Here is a 23,696-nt window from a genome sequence, read left to right on the forward strand (position 1 = left end):
CCAGGTCGTGCGCTAATCTTCAGGAGTCAGCGCGCGGGACACACACCGCACAGCGCGGCGGGGCTATAGCTCAGTTGGTTAGAGCGCATCCCTGATAAGGATGAGGCCACAGGTTCAAATCCTGTTAGCCCCACATGCGAGAAGACCCCCGGACCATCGGTCCGGGGGTTTTTGACATCCCCGGCGAGGCCGACGGTGGACGGGACGGGAGCCAGGGACGGTGCTCCGGCCAGTGAGCGGGCGGGTGGAGCCGGCGGGCACGTCTCTCGCAGCCGGGGCAGGTGCGGTGACAGATCGCCAGGGTGCGATGATGAGCCGCTCCGACCGGGCTTCCGGCCCCTCGAAGCCTTCCGCGGGTCTACGCCCGCGGCGAACGGGGCCCTGATCCGGGCACCCTTCGCAGAACGTTCCCTGGGGAGGGACCCGTGACATTCAAGCGTGCCGTCACCGCTGCCGCTGTGACCGCGACAGCTGCCGTGCTCCTGGCCTCCGGAAGCGCCCACGCGTCCAGCATCAGCGACTTCACCGCGAAGGCGACCTGCGACACCAGCACGGGCGAGGCCCGGGCCGCCGTCACGGTCACGGACAAGGACCCCTCCGGCACGCCCGCGGACATCACCGTGCGGATACGGATGGCGGTCGGCAGCGATGGCGAGACCGTCGGCACCGGGCGCATCGAGCACCCCACCGCGGCCGGCGTGAGCACGACCGTCCTGGTGCCGTGGCTGCAGGGCTACCAATGGAACATCTACGTGACGGCGGGCGACGTCCACGAAGAGCTGTTGACGAACCTGCCGATCTCCCCGGACACCCCCTGCGTGGCCACCGCCTCCCACCCGTCCAACGCCCCGACCGGACCGTCCCCCTCGGCCTCTCCGAACGCCACCGCGACTCCCGCTCCTTCGGCCGCCGCGCCCGCGACCTCGACGTCCCCGGTCCCCTCGGCATCCGCGTCCTCGCCGGCCGCGGACCAGGGGCTCGCCGAGACCGGAGGCGGCGGCGACACCCCTCTCATCGTCGGATCGGCCGCCGTGGTGATCACGGCCGGTGCAGGCGTGCTGGTCGCGGTGCGACGCCGTACGGCAGCCGCACGGCACTGACCGCCGACCGCCGACGGCCGGCGGCCCCGTCCCGCACGCGGGACCCGTACTCCTCGGGGCCCCCGGACCATCGGTCCGGGGGCCCTTCGTCCGATGAGCCGTCGCTTCTCAGGAGTTCAGCGCGCTGCTGATCTCCACGGCATGGGTTTCCGCCATCGCCCCGGTCGTCGGTGGGCGGGGCACCGGGTGGGCCGGGTGGGGGACGTGGCGAAGGCCCGGGGGCTCCTGGGGGGAGCTGCCGGGCCTGTCCGTGCGGGCTGTACGCAAGTTCGCCGTTACGTCTGCATCAGGGTCGGGCGGGCGCAGGGACTCAGCGCTGGAGGGGGACCGCCGGTTCGGCGAGCTCGGCCGGCTCGCAGGAGGCGGCGTTCTGCTCGGCCTGTTCCGTGTCGGGCAGGCCGCGGTGGCGGCAGCTGGGGGACTTGCCGTGGGCCTCGGCGCGGATGCGCTGCTTCATCGTGGGGGGAAGAGAGCGGGCCTGGGACCAGAGCCCCGGCGACGAGGCCGTCGGCCAGTCCGGCGTGTGTGCGGTGATCGCGCTCTCACCGGTGTGCGCCGGCTCGGTGCGTGCCGGCTCGGTCTGCGCCGTCGCCGTGGCGGCGGTCGTCGTGATCAGTCCGAGCGCCGTGCACAGCGCCAGAACGGCGGTGACGACGGCGGTCCACAGCTTCATGACCCGGTTCTCGGTCATGGCCCCTCACTTTCGGGTTGGGCGATTTGCGTACTTTCCTCATGATGTGTATGGACGCCGCGAAGTGGTGGACCGACGCTCGCGGCGTGGCGTTGTTCTGATGAACACCACCCGGATGGCCGCAAGAGGGCTGAAAACGGCAGAAGAAGGTGCTTTAGCGGTGATGCCGGTCGAAAATCACCCTCTGTCAAGGTGTGATCACCCTCCGATCGGAGCGCCGCCGTCCGCTCCTACTGCGCTGCCGAAGGCGGGAGTTGGGGGCGGGACGCAGGTCACCGATCGGTATCGGTCGGTGTGTATAGTCGGGCGCCAGAGGTCCCCAACGTCAAGGAAAGACGAGGTCGCGCGGTGAAGAAGCTTCTCCTGGTCGCACTGGCCGCTATCGGCGGGCTCCTCGTGTACCGCCAGATCCAGGCGGATCGCGCCGAGCAGGATCTGTGGACGGAGGCGACTGACTCCGTGCCCACGGGTTCGTGAGTATCGATACCGAAGACTGAGCAGACCCCGGCCGCCGTAGCGGTCGGGGTTTTGTGTTCCGTGTTGCACAAGCGTCCCAGCGGGGTTAGACGCGGGCTTTTCGGACGCTCGTACGCAATGCACGGGTGCCATGGACGCGGGCGGGGCAGGATGGCCCACGTTCGGTCGAAGGCGAGGGGGCGGGGTCGATGGGCCGGCGTGCGGGGCGGCGTGGCGGACGGCGTGGGGTTGCCGGGTGGCGCGCCGCCGTACGGATCACGGCCGTGGGCGCGGCGCTCTGCGCGTCGTCGGCGGCACTGCCAGGACCGGCCGCCGTGGCCGCGCCGGACGACGTGACGTCGTACGCCTTCTCCGACGACGTCCGCACCGTCCAGGCCGCCACGGGCACCACCGGGGCCGCCGGGCTGGAACCCGGCGCGACCTACCGGAGTTCCCTCTCCCTTCCCTCCCCGACCGCAAGCGAGGGCCAGAGCCCGGACGACAACCAGGGACAGGGACAGGGACAGGGACAAGGACAGGGGGGCGAGACGGAGGGAGAGGTCGCCAAGGCCTACTTCCGGCTCGAACTCGATGACGTCTCGAACGTCTACGTCGCCGTGACGGCCATCCCGCGCGCGGGATCGAAACTCACCGTCGGCGACGGGATCAGCGTCTCCGTGCAGGACGCCGACAGCACTCCCTGCTCCCGCGACTCGGCGATCGTCGGGGCGTCCAAGAGCCCGCAGCCGATCACCGCGTGGGGCGCGCGCGAGCTTCTGCAGGGCAGGGGAGCGTGCCACGGGGCCGGGACGTACTACGTCATCGTCGAACGCACCAGGACCAGAGCCGGGGCGAGCGCCGGAACGGGAGCCGGAACGAACGCCGGAACCGATGCTGGAGCAGGTTCTGGAACTCGTGCCGGTGCCGGTGAGGAGCCGTGGGAACTGGAGATCGCGCCCGTCTCCGAGCCTGCGCTCACGAAGGCGGTCGCCACGAGCGTGCCCGAGGAGTGGGACTCCGCCACCCCCACCCCGCCCACCGGCACACCGGTGGCCGTCCGGGGCGGCGCCGGCTTCGCCAAGGCGACGGCCGTGGACCAGGGCGTCTGGCGCGACGAGATCGTCCCCGGGCAGACCCTCTTCTACAAGGTCCCCGTCGACTGGGGCCGTCAGGTGTCCGCCTCCGTCGACCTGGGCAGCGCGGACAAGGACTCCGGGTATGTGGTCGACGCCCTGGACATGACGCTCTACAACCCGGTGCGCGCCGAGGTCAAAGACGCGAGCGTGGGCTACGGAGGCCGACAGAAGTCGGCGGCACTGCAGCCCGTACCACCGGTCAGGTACGTCAACCGGTACGCGTCCGCGAGCGCGACGAAAGCCCTGCGGTTCGCGGGCTCCTACTACCTCGTGGTGCACCTCGCCGCACAGGTCGGCGAACGCTTCGGAGCGGGCCCCTACGGGCTGACCCTGCGCGTGCGGGTCGGCGGGAGCGTACAGGCCGCGCCGGGCTACGCGGGGCGGTCGGCGCCCCGCGGGTTCTTCGACGTCGGCCCGCGCGACCCCGAGCTCTCGGCGGGGCCGGGCCTGACCAGCGGTGACGCCTCAGGAGGCCGCGGCGCGTCGGACGGCGACCCCGCGATGAAAGCCGTCGCCGTCGGTGGCATCGGCGCCGGAAGCGTGCTGCTCGCCGTGCTCGGCGCCTGGACGCTGACCGCTCGGCGCAGAGCCACGGCTCAGATGCGCGCCAACGCCCAGAACCCCACGGCGTAGCAGGCCAGCGCGAGGAGCAGCATCGGCACCGCGACCTTGGCGGGCGGGCCCGGACGCCCACGGCGGACCGCGCGGTGCCCTCGTCGACGTCCGCCGTGCTGCGAGACCTGCGAGACCTGGGAATCCGGAGAGACCTGCGAGACCTGTGGGGCTTGAGAGATCTGGAGGGACTGAGGGGCTGGGGAGGGCTGGAAGGACTGGGGGCTTCCCGGGTCCTGCGCGGTGTACGAGGCGGTGGAGGAGTCCGGGGCGCGGCCGCCGCGAGCGGGCAGCGCGAACGTCGGCTCCGGCCCGTAGGGGGCGGGGGAGCCCAGGGGAGCATGGGGCGGTGGGGTCGGCAGAGACGCGGGTGGCGGTGCGTACCCGGGCGGACGGGGAGCGGCGGGCCGCGTCGGCGGGTGCGCCGGCGTGGGGGAGGAGGTTCCGGTCGACTGCGGCGGCGGCAGGTGGAAGCTTCCGGTGTCCGACATGGAGGGATGCCGCGCCCGCCGTGGGTCCACCGGCACGGAGTCGGTGCCGGGCCACGCCGAGCCGGAACCGGGGCCGGTGCCCGGGCCGGATCCGACCCGAGCGCCGGGGCCGGGCCACGCCGCACCGGAGGGACGGGCACCGCTGCCCGCGGGGGCCGACCCGGGGGCAGTCGTTTCCGGCCGCAAGGGCAGAGATCCGGCGTCCGGACGGGCCGTGTCGGCGACCGCGCCACCGGTGATGCCGGATCGAGTGGGCGAGGAAGCGGCGTCCCGCGCGGAGGCCGAGGGACCTTCCGGACCGAACCCCGGCGGGAGAGGCCCGAGTTGGTCGAAGATCTCGATGATCTCGTCGTCCGGGCCCGGCTCTGGCAGCAGCTCGACGGCAGCGGCGAGCGCCTTGCGCGCGCCCGTGGCCGAGCGGAAACGTGCCTGCGGATCCGGTTGCAGCAGCGTGGCCACGACCTGCCAGAGAGGCTCCGGAACGGTCTTGGGGGCGCTCGGCGTCCCGTGTTCCGTGAAGTACTGCACGAGCGCCTTGGCGTCCGGCTTGGCGCCTTCCAGCAGATACAGCGCCACCAGGCCGACGGCGAACAGGTCGGCGGCGAAGTCCGGATCGGCGCCCAGCATCTGCTCGGGCGCGAGGTAACCGGGCGTTCCCACCACGAGGTTGGTGTCGGTCAGACGCGGCTCGCCCAGCCGCATCGCGATGCCGAAGTCCGAGAGCCGCAGGCGCGGCCGCCCCGTGCCGGTGGCCTCCAACAGGATGTTGGCCGGTTTGATGTCACGGTGCACGACGCCTTCCGCGTGAACCGCCGTGAGCCCGGCGAGCAACTGGTCGAGCAGACTGCACACGAACACCGGTGGCAGCGGCCCGTAGTCGTTGACCAGGTGGACCAGCGAGCCCCCCGCGACCAGGTCCATCGTGAACAGGACCTTGTCGTCGTCGGCGGCCCAGCTGGCGGGGGCGAGCACATGGGGATGGTCGATCCGCAGCGCCTGCTCACGCACGAAACGCAACAGCGCATGCGCGTCGCTCTGCTGAAGCACCTTGGCGGCCACATAGCGCCGTCGGCGGTGGTCCCAGGCTCGCCAGACCGCGCCGACCCCTCCCCGGCCGATCGGGTCGGCCAGTTCGTACCGTGCGGCGAAGACCTCACCCATGACAGTGCGTCGCTCCTCCCCCTCGGTCCCCCTCGGTCCCCCTGGCCCCCGCTTCCCCCTGACCCGCGTCTCCCCCTGGTCCCCCGTCCCCGGGCCCCCGGGTTCCCTTTCAGGAGCCCCTCTTCTGCCACTTCCCCCCGTCAGGAGCGATACGACCCTCCGTGGCGAGCTGCACGACCCCCCGTGCGCGCTGCCGTGCCGCGTCGTACCGTCCCCGACCGCTGTCCCCCGACTCCTCGCCCACCGCCCGGCTGCCGAACCCCCTCCGACGACCGGGCCGGGAGATCAGTTCTGGTGGGACTGGTAGTGCGCGACCGCGTCGGAGGTCCGGCCCGCGCCGTACACCCGGAGGAACTCTGCCAGTTCCGGGTGGGTCGGGGCGAGAGTGTCCGCAGCATCGATGATGTCGCCGGCGGCAGCCACCGAGCGCAGCAGCGACTGGATCTCGCGGACCACCCGCTTGACCGTGGGCGCCCCCGAACTGTTCGTCGTGTGTGTGGTGTTGCTGAGCACCGAACCCCCCTGGGACCGCTTGATCTCGTCCATGCGCTCGGTCGCCTCGGCGGCGCTGACGCTGCCGTCCGCGACCTGCGCCGCCAACTCCTGCAGCAGCTGCACCCGCTGCACCACAGCCGGGTTGCCGATCTTCGCCCGCTGACCGCTCATCAGCTGCGACAGCATCGGCGCCGAAAGTCCCAGCACCCCCGCGAGACGAGCCTGGTTGAGACCAAGATCGTCGATGAGCTTACGGAAGAGCGCCCCCAGCGGCTCCCCGTACCAGTTCCGCTGCAGTTCCCGCGCTCTCGCGGTCGCTTCCTGCTGTGCGGCGTCCATTGCGTCTCCCCATCGCTTCCCCAGAAGCGCGGTTCGCTGTAGCGAACCGCGTTTCTGCATCTTACGGAGAGTGGTCATCCGCGGGGACCCCCCATCTTTTTGCGAGATACCCCCGGTGACCCGGTACTCTGGTCTGCGGCGCCCACCGGTACGAGGTCTGCACCGGGCCGGACGTCCGTCGCGGGGCCTTAGCTCAGTTGGTAGAGCGCTGTCTTTGCATGGCAGATGTCAGGGGTTCGACTCCCCTAGGCTCCACACGAAGAAGACCCCTCCTACCTGCGTAGACGCAGATGGGAGGGGTCTTCGGCGTGACAGGGGGCGGTGTGCGGGAGCCGCTTCGCCGTCCGCGCCGCGCAGTGCCCGGCAGCAGCCGCTGCAGTGCCCGGCGGCAGCCGCTCAGGAGCGGTCGTCGCGATTCGCGGCCTCCTCCTCGGCCTGCTTGGCCTGCACCTCGGGGTCGAGGACGGAAGGGTCTTCGCTGCCGTCCACGGCGGTCAGGCCGCCCGAGGCGGGCACCTCCGTGGCCGCGGGCGGCTCGACCAGCCAGTCCGGGTTGGCCTGCTTGTCCCACCACTTCCAGGCCGCGAAAGCACCACCGGCGACCACACCGACCACGGCGAGCGCCTTGGCGAACTTGCCGGCCTTGGCACGACGCCGGTGCTTGCGCACCAACTTCTCGATCTCCTTGGGCGTCACCTGACCGCGCAGGGCGGCCAGCGCGGCGACGCCACGGGCGGCGGCCTCCTCCTTCACGGGCCCGGCCGCGGCGACCGCCTGTTCGATCCGCGGTCGGGAGTACTCGGCGGCCTGCCGTGCGGCCAGGCGGGTACGAGCTGCCGCTTCCTGCGCGGCCAGGTCGACCTTCGGCGGGACATGCGTCTTCGCTTGCTCCAGGCGCGGGGCGACGTGGGCGTCATACTGCACGCGGGCCTGTTCGGCGGCCTGCGACACCTTGGGCGCGAGCCGTACGCGGGCCTCATGCGCATAAAGCGCGGCCCGCTCCTTGGCCGTGTCGGCGTAGGGCGCCACCACTTCCGCGGCGTGCAGCACGCTGTCCTTCGCCGAGCCGGTCGCGGCGCGCACGCTGTCGATGCGGGTCACGTGTTCCTCCTCCTCGGTGGCGTACGGTATTTCGACTTTCCACCCTTTTACGGATCATGCCTGCCGACGGCCTACTCGGCATGCGAGGACGCGCATCCGGGTGCTGATTCCGGACAGATCACTGACGGATCATGGGTCATAGTGGATGAAATCGAGCCAGATTCGGGACAATGGCAACAGAGGGTCGACAGAACGACAAAGCCGACGATGCCACGGATCGGCCCCGACCGCTCCCGTCCTGAGCGACTCGGGCGCAATTCCGTACCCGATCCGTCGGTTCCGGTCCCGGAACGAGCCGTCCGGCCTCGACCACCCCGGACCGTGCGAGGATCGGGGCGTCACAGGAACAACGGAAGGCAGATCGTGGCCGAGCAGCTGTACGCCACCCTGAAGACCAACCACGGCGACATCGAGATCCGGCTCTTCCCGGACCACACCCCGAAGACGGTCAAGAACTTCGTCGAACTCGCCACCGGTGAGCGGGCATGGGTCAACCCCGAGACGGGTGCGAAGTCCACGGACAGGCTGTACGACGGCACCGTCTTCCACCGGGTGATCAGCGGATTCATGATCCAGGGCGGTGACCCGCTCGGCAACGGAACCGGCGGTCCCGGCTACCAGTTCGAGGACGAGTTCCACCCGGACCTGCGATTCGACCGGCCCTACCTGCTGGCCATGGCCAACGCCGGTCCGGCCACCAACGGCTCGCAGTTCTTCATCACCGTCTCGCCCACGGCCTGGCTGACCCGCAAGCACACCATCTTCGGCGAGGTCACCGACCCCGCGAGCCAGAAGGTCGTGGACGCGATCGTCGCCACCCCGACCAACCCCCGCACGGATCGCCCGCTGACGGACGTCGTCATCGAGTCGGTCGTCGTCGAGACCCGCCAGGCCTGAGCGAGGGCCACGGCTGCGCCTGAGCCCCTGAGCCCCGGAGGCCGAGTCCGGGGCCCCGGATGCCGAGCCGGGGACTCCAGGGGCTGAGCCCGAGGCTTCAGGGACTGAAGTCGGGACCGCGACCGGGACCCGGACCGGGAGCGGGTCCGGAGTCGGGTCCAGGTCCGGGGGCCGGGTCCGGATGCCGGGTTCTGGGCGGGGCGCGCTCGTCCAGCCCCCGGGAACCATGCGCCCTGTTCATCCGTAAGGATGGACAGGGCGGTTCCTTTCCGACCATGCCGCCTCGCACGACTCATTTGGGGGAGCCCATGGACCAGGCGCCTGGCAGCCGGCAGGACGACGCCCATGACGGCCTGCCCGTCTGCTACCGGCACCCCGACCGGGAGACCGGCGTCCGCTGCACCCGCTGCGAGCGCCCGATCTGTCCCGAGTGCATGGTCAGCGCCTCCGTCGGCTTCCAGTGCCCGACCTGCGTCCGCGAGGGCTCCGGCACGGGCCACGCGCCCGACGCCTCGCGGCCCCGCACCGTCGCGGGGGGCACGATCGCCGCCGATCCCCACCTGGTCACCAAGATCCTGGTCGGCCTCAACCTCGCGCTGTACCTGGTCCAGCAGGCCGCCGGCGACAGCTTCACCGAGCGTTTCGAGCTGATCGGCCGCGCGATCATGCCGGCCCTCGGGTACGGCGCGCTGCAGGGCGTGGCCGAGGGGCAGTGGTACCGGCTGCTGACCGCGATGTTCCTGCACCTGAGCTACATCCACATCCTGTCCAACATGCTCAGCCTGTGGTGGATCGGCGGTCCGCTCGAAAAGGCCCTCGGCCGGGCCCGCTACCTCGCGCTGTACCTGGTGTCCGGCCTGGCCGGCAGCGCACTGACGTATCTGATCGCCGCACCCAACGAAGCCTCGCTCGGAGCCTCCGGCGCGATCTTCGGTCTCTTCGGGGCGCTCGTCGTGCTGGTGCGCCGGCAGCGCTACGACATGCGGCCGGTCATCGCCCTGCTGGTGATCAACCTGGTCATCACGTTCGGCTGGTCCGGAATCGCCTGGCAGGCGCACATCGGCGGCCTGGTCGCAGGCCTGGTGGTCGGCGCCGCCATGGTCTACGCCCCGCGCGAGCGGCGTGCCCTGATCCAGTTCGGGGCGTGTGCGCTGATGCTGGCGGTCGTGCTGGTCGTGACGCTCCTGAGGACTGCCCAGCTCACCTGAGCGTTTCGTTGTCCACAGTCTGTGTCGAATCTTGTGCACAACGTGCGGGAACGACTGTGCCCCCTGACGTTGACCCGCGTTCGTGCAGGTCAGGCAGGGGGCGAACAGTCTTTCGAGCGGGGGTGGCGGCCGGTACTTCCGTCACACCGGCGTCAACCTCCGATGAGTTATCCACAGATCGTCTTTCTTTTCCCCATGTGGAAAACTGCTGTGGATAACTCAGTGGATAGCCCTGGGCAGAGCTGGTCGCGCTACTTCCACTGGGTGGATACGCCGAAGCCGGCGGCGATGAACCCGAAGCCCACGACGATGTTCCAGTTGTCCAGCTGGTCGATGGGCAGCGAGCCGTCGGTCACGTAGAAGACCACGATCCAGGCCAGTCCGATGAGGAACATGGCCAGCATCACGGGCGCGACCCAGGCACGGCTGTTCAGCTTGATCGCGGTCGCCTGCTTCGCCGGCGGCGGCGTGTAGTCGGCCTTCTTGCGGATACGTGACTTCGGCACGAGGGTCTCTCCTGTCGATGCGCTGCGTGGCCGCGCAGGTGCTGGGTCGGGCTCGGGGGCTGCGTACTAGGGGCCTGAGGGGCTCCCCCGGGCGTCCGTTAGCGTAGTGCTTCTACGGCGCTGAAGGAGATAAGGGTACGTTGAGCAATTCTGCCGACTCCCCCCGGACGGGATCAACGGGTTCCACCCCGGATCCCGCTCCCGTTTCCGATCCCGTCCCCTCCCCCGCCCCTTCGGCCGGCCGGCGGGGCGGTTTCCGGCCCGTGCGTGTGCTCACCGCGGGCGTCTTCGCCCTCGCCGGGCTGCTCTTCTTCACCAGCTTCACCACGGCCAAGGGCACCAACATCCGCACGGACGCCTCCCTGTTGAAACTGTCCGACCTCATCCAGGAGCGCAGTCAGAAGAACGGCGAGCTGGACGCGGCGAACGGCGCTCTGCGCGACGACGTGGAGTCGCTGGCCGAAGCCGACGACGGCAGCACGAAGGCCCAGGACGACAAGTTGGCCGGCCTGGAGAAGAACGCGGGCACCCAGAAGGTCAAGGGCCGGGCGATCACCGTCACGCTCAACGACGCTCCGCCGAACGCCACCGCCAAGCTCCCCGGCTACCCGGAGCCGCAGCCCGACTACCTGGTCATCCACCAGCAGGACCTGCAGGCCGTGGTGAACGCGCTCTGGCAGGGCGGCGCCCAGGGCATCAAGGTCATGGACCAGCGGTTGATCTCCACCAGCGCGGTCCGCTGCGTCGGCAACACCCTGATCCTCCAGGGGCGCGTCTACTCGCCGCCGTACAAGATCCAGGCGGTCGGCGACCCGCAGAAGTTGCAGCGGGCGCTCGCGGACGCCCCCTCGATCCAGAACTACATGGTCTACGTGAACGTCTACGGCCTCGGCTGGAAAGTCACCGAGGACGGGACGGTGACTCTGCCGGGCTACTCGGGCACAGTGGATCTGCACTACGCCAAGCCTGTGGAGTAGTCGAGCGAGGGCCGCCGGGGGGCGCCTGTGTCGGTGCGGGTGATCGTCAGGACGTTCAGCGAGCTGTGCATCACCGCCGGAGCCGTCATCGTCCTGTTCGTCGTCTACGTGCTGTTCTGGACCGGCGTGCGGGCCGACCGGGCCATGGACGACCAGATCGACGCCCTGCACGACCAGTGGGCCCGGCAGTCCCCGCAAGCCGTCCCGAGCACGAGCTCCGGCGCCGCGGCGGCGGCCCCCTCGACGCCCTACCGGGACGGCGCGCCCTTCGCGGTGATGTACATCCCGCGTCTTGGTTTCACGTGGAACAAGCCGGTGCTGGAGGACACGGCGACCGGCACCCTGAAGAAGGGGCTGGGGCACTACCAAGGGACCGCCCGGCTCGGGCAGACCGGGAACTTCTCCGTCGCGGGCCACCGCCGGACCTACGGCGACCCCTTCAAGGACTTTCCCGAGCTCAGGCGGGGGGACGCGGTGGTGTTGACGGACGGGACCACCTGGTTCACGTATCGGATCGACAAAGGCCCTTACAAAACCGTGCCCTCGGACGTCGAGGTGATCGACCCTGTGCCACGTAAGTCGGGGTATACGCGTCCGGGCCGGTACCTGACGTTGACCACGTGCGATCCGGAATGGGGGCACAGTCACCGGTTGATCGTCTGGGCGCACCTGGACTCCACACAGCCCGTGGAGGCAGGCGAACCGAAGGCCCTACGCCGTTAGTCTGGTGGCGTACGGCGTGAGTCAGGTGCCGTGGTGCGACGGAAGGGACGGCATGTACGGCTGGATCTGGCGGCATCTGCCGGGAAACGCGTGGGTGAAGGCGCTGATCTCGATCATGCTGATCGTGGCCGTGGTGTACACGCTCTTCCAGTACGTCTTTCCGTGGGCCGAACCGCTGCTTCCCTTCAACGATGTGACGGTGGACAACCAGTGAGCGCGCGCATTCTCGTCGTCGACAACTACGACAGCTTCGTCTTCAACCTGGTCCAGTACCTGTACCAGCTGGGCGCCGAGTGCGAGGTCCTGCGCAACGACGAGGTCTCCACCTCCCATGCCCAGGACGGGTTCGACGGCGTCCTGCTGTCGCCCGGTCCGGGCACGCCCGAGGAGGCCGGCGTCTGCGTCGAGATGGTCCGCCACTGCGCGGCCACCGGGGTGCCGGTCTTCGGCGTCTGTCTGGGCATGCAGTCGATGCAGGTGGCGTACGGCGGAGTCGTGGATCGTGCGCCGGAGCTGCTGCACGGCAAGACCTCGCCGGTGGAGCATGAGGGCAAGGGCGTCTTCGCGGGTCTGCCGAGCCCCTTCACGGCGACCCGTTACCACTCGCTGGCAGCCGAGCCGCGGACGGTGCCGGCCGAGCTCGAGGTGACCGCCCGTACGCACGACGGGATCATCATGGGCCTGCGGCACCGTGAACTGCCCGTCGAGGGCGTCCAGTTCCACCCGGAGTCGGTGCTGACCGAGCACGGCCACCGGATGCTGGCCAACTGGCTGGTGGAGTGCGGCGACCAGGGCGCGGTGGCGAGGTCGGCGGGGCTCGCCCCGGTGGTGGGCAGGGCCACGGCGTGACCGCGCTGCGCCCCGAGCGCGAGGACTCGTACGGCGCGGCGTCGTACGAGTCCTTCGGCGGTGACCACTACGCGGGAGGCGGAGCGGCGGGCGGAGCCGGGTCCGGGCCGGGTTTCGGTCCGGGAGCCGACCCCTATACAGGGGCCCCCTATACGGGGGAGCCGTACCGGCCGCCGGCGGACGACGAGACGGTGGCGCTGCGGATACCGCCGGCGTCGGCATTCGGTGGTGGCCCCATATCGGCCTCTGGCGTCCCGGCGGCCCCTGCGGCCCCTGGAACCCCGGCGGGCGGACGTGCGGCCCGCAGAAAGGCCGCCAAGGGCCGTCATGGGCGTCACGGAGGGCATGGCGGCCAGGGCGGCCAGGGTGAGGTCGCCGAGGCGCTCGACGGGCCGGACGCGCCGTCGCAGGACGAGCGGCCTGTGTCCCGTGTGGAGGCCCGGCGCCGGCAGAAGGCCCGCAAGCCGAGCGCGGCGGTCGTCGCCAGCCGGGCGGTCGGCGAGGTGTTCATCACCACGGGCGTGCTGATGCTGCTGTTCGTCACCTATCAGCTGTGGTGGACGAATGTGCGGGCCCACGCGCAGGCGGACAAGGAGGCCAGCAGCCTCCAGGACGACTGGGCCAGCGGGAAGGGCGCCCCCGGGGTGTTCTCGCCGGGTCAGGGCTTCGCGATCCTGCACATCCCCAAGCTGGACGTGGTGGTGCCGATCGCCGAGGGCGTGAGCAACAAGAAGGTGCTCGACAAGGGGATGGTGGGGCATTACGGCGAGGGTCCGCTGACGACGGCGATGCCCGAGGCGAAGACCGGCAACTTCGGGCTCGCGGGCCATCGCAACACGCACGGCGAGCCGTTCCGGTACATCAACCGGCTGCAGGCGGGCGACGACATCGTCGTGGAGACCCAGGACGAGTACTTCGTCTACAAGATGGCGTCCTCGCTGCCGGTGACCGCGCCGAGCAACACCAGCGTGCTCGATCCGGTCCCGCCGGGCTCCGGGTTCACCGGTCCGGGCCGGTACATCACGCTCACCACGTGCACCCCGGAGTTCACCAGCAAGTACCGCCTGATCGTCTGGGGCAAGATGGTCGAGGAACGGCCGCGCAGCAAGGGCAAGCCGGACGCGCTCGTCGAGTAGGCGCGCGGACCGGGTGGCATGCCTTGGACAGGCATGCAGTCGAGTAGGGGCATATTGAACGTGGCAGCGACCACCGGCGACACCGATCACGAAGAGCGCGCGCGCGTGGACGCGCCTCCGCTCGAGCCGCGGCCGCGAGGGGGCGGCCGGATCGCCTTCGCCGTCAGCGTCTTCGGCGAACTCCTCATCACGGCCGGCCTGGTGCTCGGCCTGTTCGTCGTCTACTCCCTGTGGTGGACCAACGTCGTGGCCGACCGGCATGCGCACCGGCAGGGCGACAAGGTGCGCGACAGCTGGGCCCGGCAGGACAGCGGCGCAAGTGGCCCGGGTGCGCTGGACACCAAGGACGGCATCGGCTTCCTGCACGTGCCCGCGATGAGGAACGGCGAGGTGCTGGTCGAGGAGGGCACCTCGTCGAAGATCCTCAACGAGGGTGTCGCCGGCTACTACACCGACCCGGTCAGGGCCGCGCTGCCGACGACCGGCAAGGAGGGCAACTTCGCGCTCGCCGCGCACCGCGACGGCCATGGCGCGAAGTTCCACAACATCGACAAGCTGGAGAAGGGCGACCCGATCGTCTTCGAGACGAAGGACGACTGGTACGTGTACAAGGTGTACGCGGTCCTGCCCGAGACCTCGAAGTACGACGTCGAGGTGCTCGGGCGGATCCCGGAGGAGTCCGGCAAGAAGAAGGCCGGTCACTACATCACGCTGACGACCTGCACGCCGGTGTACACGAGCCGCTACCGGTACGTGGTGTGGGGTGAGCTGGTCCGGGTGGAGAAGGTCGACGCGGACCGTACGCCGCCGAAGGAGCTGGGCTGAGCCGTCCCGGGCGGGGTCGTCAGGGTCGTTCGAGGGCCGGCAGGGGGGTCCCGGCGCTCCACTGCTCCAGCAGCCCGCGGTGGACGGCGGTGATGCCGGTCTCGGCGGCGATGTTGAGGGCGTCACGGGTGAAGGGGCAGGTCGCCACGTAGAGGGCCACCTCGGAGTCGTGCAGGACCTTGGCGGCCCCGACGAACTTCCGGAGTTCGGGGCTGGTGATGGAGAGGTGGGGCGCGAACCTCTTGCACTGGACGACGAGGCGTCGCCCGTGGGCCGTGAGGGCGGTGATGTCGATGCCGCGGTCCCTTCCGCCGCCCTGCACGACGACGTCGGTGCAGCCGTCGCGGCGCAGTAGTGCCGCGATGTACTCCTCGAACTCGCGCCCGTTCATGGCGTCCATGGCGGCCATGACTCCGGCGAGGGGGCGGTCTGCGCGAGGAGCTTCCAGCCGCTGCAGCCGGGCGTGGTGCTGCCGGAGCCGCTTCTCGATCCGCTGGACGCCCGTCCGGAGGGCGATCAGCTCCCTTTGGTGGTCGCCTGATGTGGCGATCAGTACGTTGAACATGGGCACGACGGTCCTGCCGAGGACGTGGGTGATGCGCGCGTCGATGCGGTCGTCGAGGGAGACGGAGTCCGGGGGGACGGGGTTGTCCACAGGCCGCATGCGGGACGCGTACTCCACGTCCAGGAGGTACACACGGACCTGACGTGCGACTTCGCTGTCCTGGAGCAGCATGGCCACGTTGAGGACCGCGCGGCGGGAGAAGAGAGCCAGGGAGCGCGTACGTGACCGGATCCCACTGAGGTCCTTGAAGGACCTCAGTTGCTCGCCGGTGAGGGAGTGGTAGCCGTTGGCTTCGAGTTCGCTCCGGTTGTCCTTGACGAGTGACTTGACGGCTTCCAGGCCCACCTCGAAGTACGCCGCCACCATCGCCGTGGTCACGTGCATGCCGTCCGGGAGCAGGGACAGTGCCTTCACCCTGTCGAGTGCGTCGGTGCGTTCGAGCACGCCGTCGCGCAGGCTCTTGGATTCAAGGAGTGCGGATTCGTTGATCATGTCTGTCTGCCCCGTTTGTCGGTGGTCGGGCCGTGTGGCCGGGGCAGAGCTGTGAAATGACACCCCACCCCAACGGGGGAACGAGTCGGCAGATATGAAGACACGATCGTTGTGCGGGTGTCGCGGTGGAGAGGGCCGACGCGGGCGCGGGCCCTGCCGGAAGCATCCGGCGGGGCCCGCGTCGTTTTGTCACCGCAGGGCGGTCAGCCGCCGCCTCCGCCGAAGAAGCCGCCTCCGTTGTTGCCGCCGTTGCCGCCGTTCTTGATGGCGATCAGGTTGACCGTCTGTCCCCTGTTGACCGTGCTGCCGGGGGCCGGGTCCGAACTGATGACCTGGGCGTCGTCGTCCTGGGAGCCGGCGATGTTGCCGACGTTCAGGCCGGCGTCCTGCAGGGCCTTCTTGGCGTCCTTCACGGACATGCCCTGGAGGTTGCCCGGGACCTGGACCTGCTGGGGCTGGGTGCTCTTGCCGATCTGGATCTGGACCGTGGAGCCCTTGTCGGCCTGGGAGCCGATGGACGGGACGGTCTGGACGACCTTGCCGACCTGGTTCTGGTCCTGGGTGTCGACCTCGACGCAGTTGCCCTTGAGGTCGTTCTGCTGCATCTGGGCCTTGGCGTCGTCACAGCTCTTGTTCGAGACGTCGGGGACGGTCGCCTTCTGCTCGGCCTTGGCGACGGTGAGGGTGATGGTGGTGCCCTTCTCCACCTCGTCGCCCAGCGTCGGGTTCTGCTTCAGGACGGTGCCCTCCTGCTCGGACGACACCTCCTCCTTCGTCTCGACCTGGAACTGGTACTTGTCGCCTTCCAGGAGCGTCTTCGCCTCGTCCAGGCTCTTGCCGAGGACGCTCGGCACGACCACCTTCGGTGCGCCCGTCGACACGACGAGGTTGATGGTGTCGCCCTTGTTGACGTTCTTGCCGGCCGCCGGGTCCTGCGAGCAGATGTTGTTCTTGGCGGTGCTCTCACAGGGTTTCTGGGTGAACACCGGCTTCAGCTCGGCGTTCTTGGCCATCGAGGCGGCCTCGACCTGTGTCTTGTTCACGAAGTTCGGGGCCGGGAAGGGTTTGTCGGCGGCGCCGTCGCCGGTGAACACCCACTTGCCGATCAGGATCGCGCCGACGAGTACCAGGACCGCGGCCAGGACGAGCAGGATCGTCGAGGTGTTGGACTTCTTCTGGCGGCGTCGGTCGGGGCGGTCGTCGTAGCCGTAGCCGCCGTCGTCCGGGTTCATGGGGGGCAGCATCGACGTGGCGCCGGCGTCCGCGCGCATGGCGGTGGTCGCCTGGTCGTCGCCGTAACCGCCGTAGCCGACGGAGCCCATCGCCGCCGTCGCCGCGACCGGCTGGCCGTCGAGGCAGGCCTCGATGTCCAGGCGCATCTCGTCGGCCGACTGGTAGCGGTAGTTCGGGTCCTTGACCAGTGCCTTGAGGACGATGGCGTCCATCTCGGGGGTGATCTCGGGGTCGAAGACGCTCGGCGGCTGGGGCTCCTCCCGCACGTGCTGGTAGGCCACCGCGACCGGGGAGTCGCCGACGAAGGGGGGCCGGACCGTGAGCAGCTCGTAGAGCAGGCAGCCCGTGGAGTACAGGTCGGAGCGGGCGTCGACCTGTTCGCCCTTGGCCTGCTCGGGCGAGAGGTACTGGGCGGTGCCGATGACCGCGGACGTCTGCGTCATCGTCATGCCGGAGTCGCCCATGGCGCGGGCGATGCCGAAGTCCATGACCTTGACCTGGCCGTTGCGCGTCAGCATGACGTTCGCGGGCTTGATGTCGCGGTGGACGATGCCGGCTCTGTGTGAGTACTCCAGGGCCTGGAGGATGCCGATGGTCATCTCCAGGGTCCGCTCCGGCAGCAGTTTGCGGCCGGAGTGGAGCAGCTCACGGAGTGTGGAGCCGTCGACGTACTCCATGACGATGTACGGGATTGAGACCCCGTCGATGTAGTCCTCGCCCGTGTCGTAGACCGCGACGATCGCGGGGTGGTTGAGCGAGGCGGCAGACTGGGCCTCCCGGCGGAACCGGGCCTGGAAGGAAGGGTCGCGCGCGAGGTCCGCGCGCAGCGTCTTCACCGCCACGGTGCGGCCGAGACGGGTGTCATGCGCGAGGTAGACCTCCGCCATGCCACCACGACCGAGCACGTGGCCCAGCTCGTACCGGCCGCCGAGGCGACGCGGCTCTTCCATAGCTACCTACCAGCCCTCTCCGTCGGTCCCGACCGGCACACGTGTGCGGTCGGAGGCTGCCGTCCGGGCTTACCGTACCCGGACGGAGCTGTGTGACCTGGCCGAGCTCGTCACCCGATACAGGACCGGTATCGCAACGTGCACCGATGTGTAGGGGACGTGATCGGGGTCACTTCTTGCTGTCGATGACTGCCTTCATCACGTCCCTTGCGATCGGGCCGGCGAGGCCGCCTCCGGTGATGTCCCCGCGGTCCGCCGCGCCGTCCTCGACGACGACGGCGACGGCGACCGGCGCGCTGCCGTCGGACAGCTTGGCGTAGGAGATGAACCAGGCGTACGGCTTCTCGCTGTTGTTGAGGCCGTGCTGGGCGGTGCCGGTCTTGCCGCCGACCTTGGCGCCGTCGATCTTGGCCTTGCCGCCGGTGCCCTGCGGGTCGTTGACGACGGTCTCCATCATTTCCTGGAGGGCCTGGGCGGTCTTCGAGGAGACGGGCTGGGAGAGCTGCTGCGGCTGGGTCGTCTCCAGGGTGTCCAGGTTGGGGGCCTTGAGCTGGTCGACCATGTACGGCTTCATCAGCTTGCCGTCGTTGGCGACCGCGGAGGCGACCATGGCCATCTGGAGCGGGGTGGCGCGGTTGGAGCCCTGTCCGATGCCGTCGAGGGCGTTCTGCGGCCGGTTGTCCTTGGGGAAGATGGACTCGGCGGCGCGCACCGGGGTGTCCAGTTCGGCTTCGTTGAAGCCGAACTTCTCCGCCTGGTCGATCATCTTCTCGTTGCCGACGTTGTCGGCCATCTTCGCGAAGACGGTGTTGCACGACACCATGAGGGCGTAGCGCAGGGTGGCGTTCTCACAGTTGCCGTGCTCGTTGGTGAGCTTGCTGGAGGACTGCGGCAGGGGGAACGGGTCCGGGGTGGCGGTCTTGGTGTCGACGCCGGAGACGGCGCCGTTCTCCAGCGCGGCGGCGGCGGTGACGACCTTGAACGTGGAGCCCGGGGGGTAGGTCTCGCGCAGCGCGCGGTTGAGCATCGGGTCGTCGGGGTCGTTCTTCTTCTGGACCTTGCCCCAGGCCTGGGCGTCCGCGTCGGAGGACCCGGCGAATTTGGAGGGGTCGTAGGAGGGTGTGGAAACCAGGGCCAGGATCTTGCCGGTGGACGGCTCGATCGCGGCGACCGCGCCCTTCTTGTCGCCGAGTCCTTGGTAGGCGGCCTTCTGGGCGGCGGCGTTCAGGGTGGTGACGACGCTGCCGCCCTCTTTCTCCTTGCCCGTGATCATGTCGAGGGTGTTGCGGAAGAACAGCCGGTCGTCGTTGCCGCTGAGGATGCCGTCCTCCAGCCGCTCCAGCTGGTTGGCGCCGAAGGCCTGCGAGGAGTAGCCGGTGACCGGCGCCCACATCGCTCCGTTGGACCAGGTGCGCTTGTACTTGTAGTCGCCGGTGGTCTCGACCGAGCCCGTGATGGCTTTGCCGTCGACGATGATGTCGCCGCGCGGGGTGGAGTAGCGCGTGATGTTGACGCGGCGGTTCTTGGTGTCGCTGGCGAGGCTGTCGGCTTTGACGTACTGCAGGTAGTTGTCGCGCAGCAGCAGGGTCAGGACCAGGAGGCCGCAGAAGATCGCGATCCGGCGCAGGGGCTTGTTCATGACGGGCGGACCACCTGGGTCATCTCGGCGTCGGGGTTGGAGGCGGGTGCGGGCGCCGGGCGGCGCGCGGTGTCGCTGATTCTGATCAGGATGCCGATCAGGGCCCAGTTGGCGATGACGGAGGAGCCGCCGTAGGCGAGGAAGGGCATCGTCATGCCGGTGAGCGGGATGAGGCCCATCACGCCGCCGGCGACGACGAAGACCTGGAGGGCGAAGGCGCCGGAGAGGCCGATCGCGAGCAGCTTGCCGAAGGGGTCGCGGGCGGCGAGGGCGGTGCGTACGCCGCGTTCGGCGATCAGGCCGTACAGGAGGAGGAGCGCCATGATGCCGGCGAGGCCGAGTTCCTCGCCGAAGGTGGCGAGGATGAAGTCGGAGTTGGCGGCGAACCGGATCAGCTCGGAGTGGCCCTGGCCCCAGCCGGTGCCCAGCGTGCCGCCGGAGCCGAACGCCCAGAGTGCCTGCATGGCCTGCTCGGAGTGGATGCCGGGGGCGCCGGACTGGCTGAGCTTGTACTCGCGCATCGGGTCGAGCCATGCCTGCACGCGCTGTTGGACGTGGCTCTCGAAGCTGGCCACGCCGACCGCGCCGGCCGCGGACATCAGCAGGCCGAAGACGATCCAGCTGGTCCGCTCGGTGGCGACGTACAGCATGATGACGAACATTCCGAAGAACAGCAGCGAGGTGCCGAGGTCCGTCTCGAAGACGAGGATGAGGATCGAGATGAGCCAGACCACGATGATCGGGCCGAGGTCGCGGCCGCGCGGGAGGTAGAGGCCGAGGACGCGGCGGCTGGCGAGGGCGAGCGCGTCGCGCTTCACCATCAGGTAGCCGGCGAAGAAGATCGCGAGCACGATCTTGGCGAACTCGCCGGGCTGGATGGAGAAACCGGCGACGGAGATCCAGATCTTCGCGCCGTAGATGTTCTGGCCGAGGCCCGGGACGAGGGGGAGCAGCAGCAGAAGGACGGCGCCGACCATGGAGATGTAGGTGTAGCGCTGCAGGACGCGGTGGTCCTTGAGGAAGATCAGCACCACGACGAACAGGGCGATGCCCAGGGCTGTGTAGAGCAGTTGCCGTGGTGCGGCGGTGCCGGCCTGGTGGATCTGCTTCAGCAGCTTGGACTGGTCGAGTCGCCAGATGGCGACCAGTCCGAGGCCGTTGAGGAGGGTGGCCACCGGCAGCAGCAGCGGGTCGGCGTACGGCGCGAACTTGCGGACGGCGAGGTGGGCGACGCCGGCCAGCAGTCCGAGGCCCAGGCCGTAGCTCAGGAGGCCGGACGGCACCTGCTCGTTGATGGCCAGGCCCACGTTGGCGTAGGCGAAGACCGGGATCACGACGGCGAACACGAGCAGTGCGAGCTCGGTGTTGCGTCGGCTCGGTGTGCCGATCGAGCCGATCGTGGACGTGTGGTGCGTCGGCGAGTTGGTAGTACTGCTCATCGTGTGACGGGGCCTCTCACGGCTTGCCTACTGCTCACCGCACCGCGAGACGACCTTCTGCTCCTCCTCCGACAGGCTCGGGCCGGGGGTGGGAGTGGGGGTCGCGGGTGTGGTCGGGGACGCGGTTGCCGAGGGGCTCGGCGATGCCTTGGACGTGAGGGAGACGGGGGTGGTTCCCGTGGTGGCGGCCGCCTGGCCCTCACCGGTCTTCGAGCCGGTCTTGGAACTGGTCGTGGAACCGGTCTTCGAGCCGGTCTTGGAGCCGGTGGCGCCCGCGGCGGCGGAACCGGCCTGCTTCTTGCAGGCGGAGGCCTGGACGGCCAGCTCGTCGATCTTCTTCCGGGCGGTGGACAGGTCGCCCTCGGCGATCGTGGCCTCCACCAGTTTGCGCTGGTACTCCGGGAGGTACTTGAGTTCGATCTCGGGGTGGTCTTTCTCCACCTTCGACAACGACACCCACGCCAGGTCCTGGCTGATGCCGCGGTACAGCGCGACGTGCTCGCTCTTGGTGCCGACGTAGTACTGCGTCTGGGTCCAGCGATAGCCGCCGTACAGTCCGCCGGCGATGACCGCGAGTGCGAGGACGCTGTAGAAGGATCTCTTCAGCCACCTGCGGCCCTTGCGGGGCTTGACGAAGTCGTCGTCGGTGTAGTCGCCGAAGCCGTCGGTGGGGATGAAGCCGGTGATGTCGCCGCCGGAGCCGGGCGGGCCGAACTCGCCGCCTCCGCCGTGCCCGTGCTGTCGGCGGCCGAGGCCCGAGGCGCGGCCGGCCGGGGTCTGCATGATGCCGTTGTCGTGTTGCTGGAGCTGGTTCTCGGCGACGGCGCCGACCACGACCGGGGTGTCGGACAGCTGTCCGGCGAGGGTGTCTCCGGTGTCCAGGTCGAGGACGTCGGCGACGATCACGGTGATGTTGTCGGGGCCGCCGCCGCGCAGGGCGAGCTGGATGAGCTCCTGCACGGTCTCCTGGGGGCCCTGGTAGCTGGCGAGGGTGTCCTCGAGCGTCTGGTGGGAGACGACGCCGGACAGGCCGTCGGAGCAGATCAGGTAGCGGTCGCCGGCTCGGACCTCGCGGATCGACAGGTCCGGTTCGACGTGTTCGCCGCTGCCCAACGCCCGCATCAGCAGGGATCGTTGGGGGTGGGTGGTGGCCTCTTCCTCGGTGATGCGGCCTTCGTCGACCAGGCGCTGCACCCAGGTGTGGTCCTGGGTGATCTGGGTGAGGACGCCGTCGCGCAGCAGGTACGCGCGCGAGTCGCCGACGTGTACGAGGCCGAGGCGCTGGCCCGTCCACAGCAGGGCGGTCAGGGTCGTCCCCATGCCTTCGAGCTGGGGGTCCTCTTCGACCAGGGCGCGCAGCTGGTCGTTGGCGCGCTGGACGGCGGTGCCGAGCGAGGTGAGGACGTCGGAGCCGGGGACGTCGTCGTCGAGGGCGACGATGGTGGAGATGGCCTCGGAGGAGGCGACCTCGCCGGCGGCGGCGCCGCCCATGCCGTCGGCGATGGCGAGCAGGCGCGGGCCGGCGTAACCGGAGTCCTCGTTGCCCTCCCGGATCATGCCTTTGTGCGATCCGGCGGCGAAGCGCAGTGACAGACTCATGCGCACCTCGCCCGTCGGCCCCGGGTACAGCCGGTCGTGTCGAGCCACACTGCCCACCCTCCGGTCGGGAGCACACCGGGGCCCTGGGTGCCGGCCGCCGCCGCGTGCTCGCTCCGCTCGCGCTCACTCATGATGTAGCACTACTTCCGAAGCTCGATGACGGTCTTGCCGATACGGATCGGCGCGCCCAGCGGGATCGGTGTGGGAGTCGTCAGTCGCGATCGGTCGAGATACGTGCCGTTGGTGGAGCCCAGGTCCTCGACGATCCACTGGCCGTCGCGGTCCGGGTAGATCCTGGCATGGCGGCTGGAGGCGTAGTCGTCGTCCAGCACGATCGTGCTGTCGTGTGCCCGGCCCAGCGTGATGGTCTGGCCCTGGAGTGCGACGGTCGTGCCGGTGAGGGTGCCCTCGGACACCACCAGTTTGGTCGGTGCGTTGCGGCGCGTGCGGCCGGCGGCGGCCGGCTGCTGGCGCTGCTGCGGGGGCGCCTGCTGGCGCTGGGCCTGTTGCTGCGCCCGTCCCGCCTCCCGGCGCGAACCGCGCTGGGTGACACGCGTACCGAAGAGGTCGCTGCGGATGACCTGCACGGCCACGATCACGAACAGCCACAGTACGGCCAGGAAACCCAGCCGCATGACCGTGAGGGTCAGCTCTGACATTGCCCCCGCTTCACCCTTCGGCTTGCCGGTAAATGATGGTGGTGCTGCCCACGACGATCCGCGAGCCGTCGCGGAGCGTAGCGCGGGTGGTGTGCTGCCCGTCCACCACGATGCCGTTGGTGGAGCCGAGATCCTGGATCGTCGAGGGCGAACCGGTCCGGATCTCGCAGTGCCGGCGTGAGACGCCGGGGTCGTCGATCCGCACGTCGGCCTCGGTGCTGCGGCCCAGCACGAGTGTCGCGCGGGAGATCTGGTGGCGGGTGCCGTTGATCTCGATCCAGTGGCGGGTGCGGGACCCGGGCTGCGGTGCGCCGGCCAGTCCTGCGCCCGCCGCGCCGGGGCGCTGGGCGCCGGCGGCGGGCGGGTAGCCGTAGCTTCCGGGGCGGGCGCCGGGGGCGCCGGGCGGTGGAGCGGACG

23 protein-coding genes and 2 tRNA genes are annotated in these 23,696 nt (G+C 69.7%); 13 read left to right on the top strand and 12 right to left on the bottom strand.

From position 1 onward, the window contains the following. The first annotated feature begins 59 nt into the window (after positions 1-59). Positions 60-133 (top strand) — tRNA-Ile (locus BG482_RS13925). A gap of 292 nt (positions 134-425) precedes the next feature. Next, positions 426-1,100, top strand: a complete 675-nt coding sequence (locus tag BG482_RS13930; RefSeq protein ID WP_069769316.1) for an LAETG motif-containing sortase-dependent surface protein — start codon at positions 426-428, stop codon at positions 1,098-1,100. 310 nt (positions 1,101-1,410) lie between these two features. Here the strand turns inward: BG482_RS13930 and BG482_RS13935 are convergent, their stop codons facing one another. Beyond that, complete coding sequence (locus tag BG482_RS13935) at positions 1,411-1,791, bottom strand: DUF6344 domain-containing protein (RefSeq protein WP_069769317.1); 381 nt, start codon at positions 1,789-1,791, stop codon at positions 1,411-1,413. A 348-nt stretch (positions 1,792-2,139) separates the two neighbouring features. Between BG482_RS13935 and BG482_RS40915 the strand changes: the two genes are divergently transcribed. Further along, positions 2,140-2,268, top strand: a complete 129-nt coding sequence (locus BG482_RS40915) for a DLW-39 family protein (RefSeq protein WP_003999697.1) — start codon at positions 2,140-2,142, stop codon at positions 2,266-2,268. Positions 2,269-2,531: 263 nt separating this feature from the next. Next, a complete protein-coding gene (locus BG482_RS13940) occupies positions 2,532-4,016 on the top strand; it encodes a hypothetical protein (RefSeq protein WP_256096352.1) in 1,485 nt (494 codons plus the stop codon). Here BG482_RS13940 and BG482_RS13945 read toward each other — a convergent pair. Both BG482_RS13945 and BG482_RS13950 read right to left on the bottom strand, forming a co-directional pair. Beyond that, on the bottom strand, positions 3,980-5,647 hold the full coding sequence (locus BG482_RS13945) for a serine/threonine-protein kinase (protein WP_069769319.1): 1,668 nt from the start codon (positions 5,645-5,647) through the stop codon (positions 3,980-3,982). The genes BG482_RS13940 and BG482_RS13945 overlap by 37 nt on opposite strands. 285 nt (positions 5,648-5,932) lie before the next feature. Continuing rightward, positions 5,933-6,481 (bottom strand): DNA-binding protein, encoded by a 549-nt coding sequence (locus tag BG482_RS13950; RefSeq protein ID WP_069769320.1) that lies wholly within the window; start codon positions 6,479-6,481, stop codon positions 5,933-5,935. A 182-nt stretch (positions 6,482-6,663) separates the two neighbouring features. Here BG482_RS13950 and BG482_RS13955 point away from each other — a divergent pair. Beyond that, positions 6,664-6,736: transfer RNA gene (locus BG482_RS13955), tRNA-Ala, on the top strand. 141 nt (positions 6,737-6,877) lie between these two features. Here BG482_RS13955 and BG482_RS13960 read toward each other — a convergent pair. Then, on the bottom strand, positions 6,878-7,582 hold the full coding sequence (locus BG482_RS13960; RefSeq protein ID WP_069769321.1) for a DUF5324 family protein: 705 nt from the start codon (positions 7,580-7,582) through the stop codon (positions 6,878-6,880). Positions 7,583-7,945: 363 nt separating this feature from the next. Between BG482_RS13960 and BG482_RS13965 the strand changes: the two genes are divergently transcribed. Together BG482_RS13965 and BG482_RS13970 are read left to right on the top strand one after the other, a co-directional pair. Further along, positions 7,946-8,479: a peptidylprolyl isomerase gene (locus BG482_RS13965; RefSeq protein WP_069769322.1), complete on the top strand. Its 534-nt coding sequence runs from the start codon at positions 7,946-7,948 to the stop codon at positions 8,477-8,479. Positions 8,480-8,787: 308 nt separating this feature from the next. Continuing rightward, positions 8,788-9,687, top strand: a complete 900-nt coding sequence (locus tag BG482_RS13970) for a rhomboid family intramembrane serine protease (protein ID WP_069769323.1) — start codon at positions 8,788-8,790, stop codon at positions 9,685-9,687. A 251-nt stretch (positions 9,688-9,938) separates the two neighbouring features. Here BG482_RS13970 and crgA read toward each other — a convergent pair whose 3' ends face one another. Further along, on the bottom strand, positions 9,939-10,193 hold the full coding sequence (gene crgA / locus BG482_RS13975) for a cell division protein CrgA (protein ID WP_069769324.1): 255 nt from the start codon (positions 10,191-10,193) through the stop codon (positions 9,939-9,941). 140 nt (positions 10,194-10,333) lie between these two features. Between crgA and BG482_RS13980 the strand changes: the two genes are divergently transcribed. From BG482_RS13980 to BG482_RS14000, 6 genes are read left to right on the top strand one after another with little or no spacing between them, the layout of a single operon-like run. Continuing rightward, entirely contained in the window at positions 10,334-11,170 is an 837-nt protein-coding gene (locus BG482_RS13980) for a DUF881 domain-containing protein (protein WP_079141794.1), read from the top strand. 33 nt (positions 11,171-11,203) lie between these two features. Continuing rightward, entirely contained in the window at positions 11,204-11,893 is a 690-nt protein-coding gene (locus BG482_RS13985) for a class E sortase (protein WP_069769343.1), read from the top strand. A 16-nt stretch (positions 11,894-11,909) separates the two neighbouring features. After that, the gene (locus BG482_RS42575; RefSeq protein WP_176741366.1) at positions 11,910-12,107 is read left to right on the top strand and encodes a hypothetical protein; all 198 of its coding nucleotides are present in this window, start codon (positions 11,910-11,912) and stop codon (positions 12,105-12,107) included. Then, positions 12,104-12,742 (top strand): aminodeoxychorismate/anthranilate synthase component II, encoded by a 639-nt coding sequence (locus tag BG482_RS13990; RefSeq protein ID WP_069769326.1) that lies wholly within the window; start codon positions 12,104-12,106, stop codon positions 12,740-12,742. The genes BG482_RS42575 and BG482_RS13990 overlap by 4 nt, the downstream gene beginning before the upstream one ends. Then, positions 12,739-13,878, top strand: coding sequence for a class E sortase (locus tag BG482_RS13995; protein WP_069769327.1), 1,140 nt, complete (start codon positions 12,739-12,741; stop codon positions 13,876-13,878). Before BG482_RS13990 ends, BG482_RS13995 begins: the two co-directional genes overlap by 4 nt. A gap of 54 nt (positions 13,879-13,932) precedes the next feature. Continuing rightward, positions 13,933-14,703, top strand: coding sequence for a class E sortase (locus tag BG482_RS14000; RefSeq protein ID WP_176741370.1), 771 nt, complete (start codon positions 13,933-13,935; stop codon positions 14,701-14,703). Between the two features lie 19 nt (positions 14,704-14,722). On the opposite strand, the gene BG482_RS14005 is transcribed toward BG482_RS14000, so the two are convergent. The 7 genes from BG482_RS14005 to BG482_RS14035 all read right to left on the bottom strand — a co-directional run. Continuing rightward, positions 14,723-15,760, bottom strand: a complete 1,038-nt coding sequence (locus tag BG482_RS14005; protein ID WP_069769328.1) for a restriction endonuclease — start codon at positions 15,758-15,760, stop codon at positions 14,723-14,725. 203 nt (positions 15,761-15,963) lie between these two features. Then, positions 15,964-17,943, bottom strand: a complete 1,980-nt coding sequence (gene pknB / locus BG482_RS14010; protein ID WP_069769329.1) for a Stk1 family PASTA domain-containing Ser/Thr kinase — start codon at positions 17,941-17,943, stop codon at positions 15,964-15,966. 169 nt (positions 17,944-18,112) lie between these two features. Beyond that, positions 18,113-19,582 (bottom strand): penicillin-binding protein 2, encoded by a 1,470-nt coding sequence (locus tag BG482_RS14015; RefSeq protein ID WP_069769330.1) that lies wholly within the window; start codon positions 19,580-19,582, stop codon positions 18,113-18,115. Beyond that, entirely contained in the window at positions 19,579-21,021 is a 1,443-nt protein-coding gene (locus BG482_RS14020; RefSeq protein WP_069769331.1) for an FtsW/RodA/SpoVE family cell cycle protein, read from the bottom strand. Before BG482_RS14020 ends, BG482_RS14015 begins: the two co-directional genes overlap by 4 nt. Before the next feature lie 27 nt (positions 21,022-21,048). Then, positions 21,049-22,620 (bottom strand): Stp1/IreP family PP2C-type Ser/Thr phosphatase, encoded by a 1,572-nt coding sequence (locus tag BG482_RS14025; RefSeq protein WP_256096353.1) that lies wholly within the window; start codon positions 22,618-22,620, stop codon positions 21,049-21,051. Between the two features lie 140 nt (positions 22,621-22,760). After that, positions 22,761-23,279, bottom strand: a complete 519-nt coding sequence (locus BG482_RS14030; protein ID WP_069769333.1) for an FHA domain-containing protein — start codon at positions 23,277-23,279, stop codon at positions 22,761-22,763. 10 nt (positions 23,280-23,289) lie between these two features. After that, the coding region (locus tag BG482_RS14035; RefSeq protein WP_141746572.1) for an FHA domain-containing protein at positions 23,290-23,696 on the bottom strand (407 nt) is incomplete at its 5' end.

Origin of the sequence: Streptomyces sp. LUP30, from assembly GCF_001746365.1 — a bacterium.
Lineage (GTDB): Bacteria > Actinomycetota > Actinomycetes > Streptomycetales > Streptomycetaceae > Streptomyces.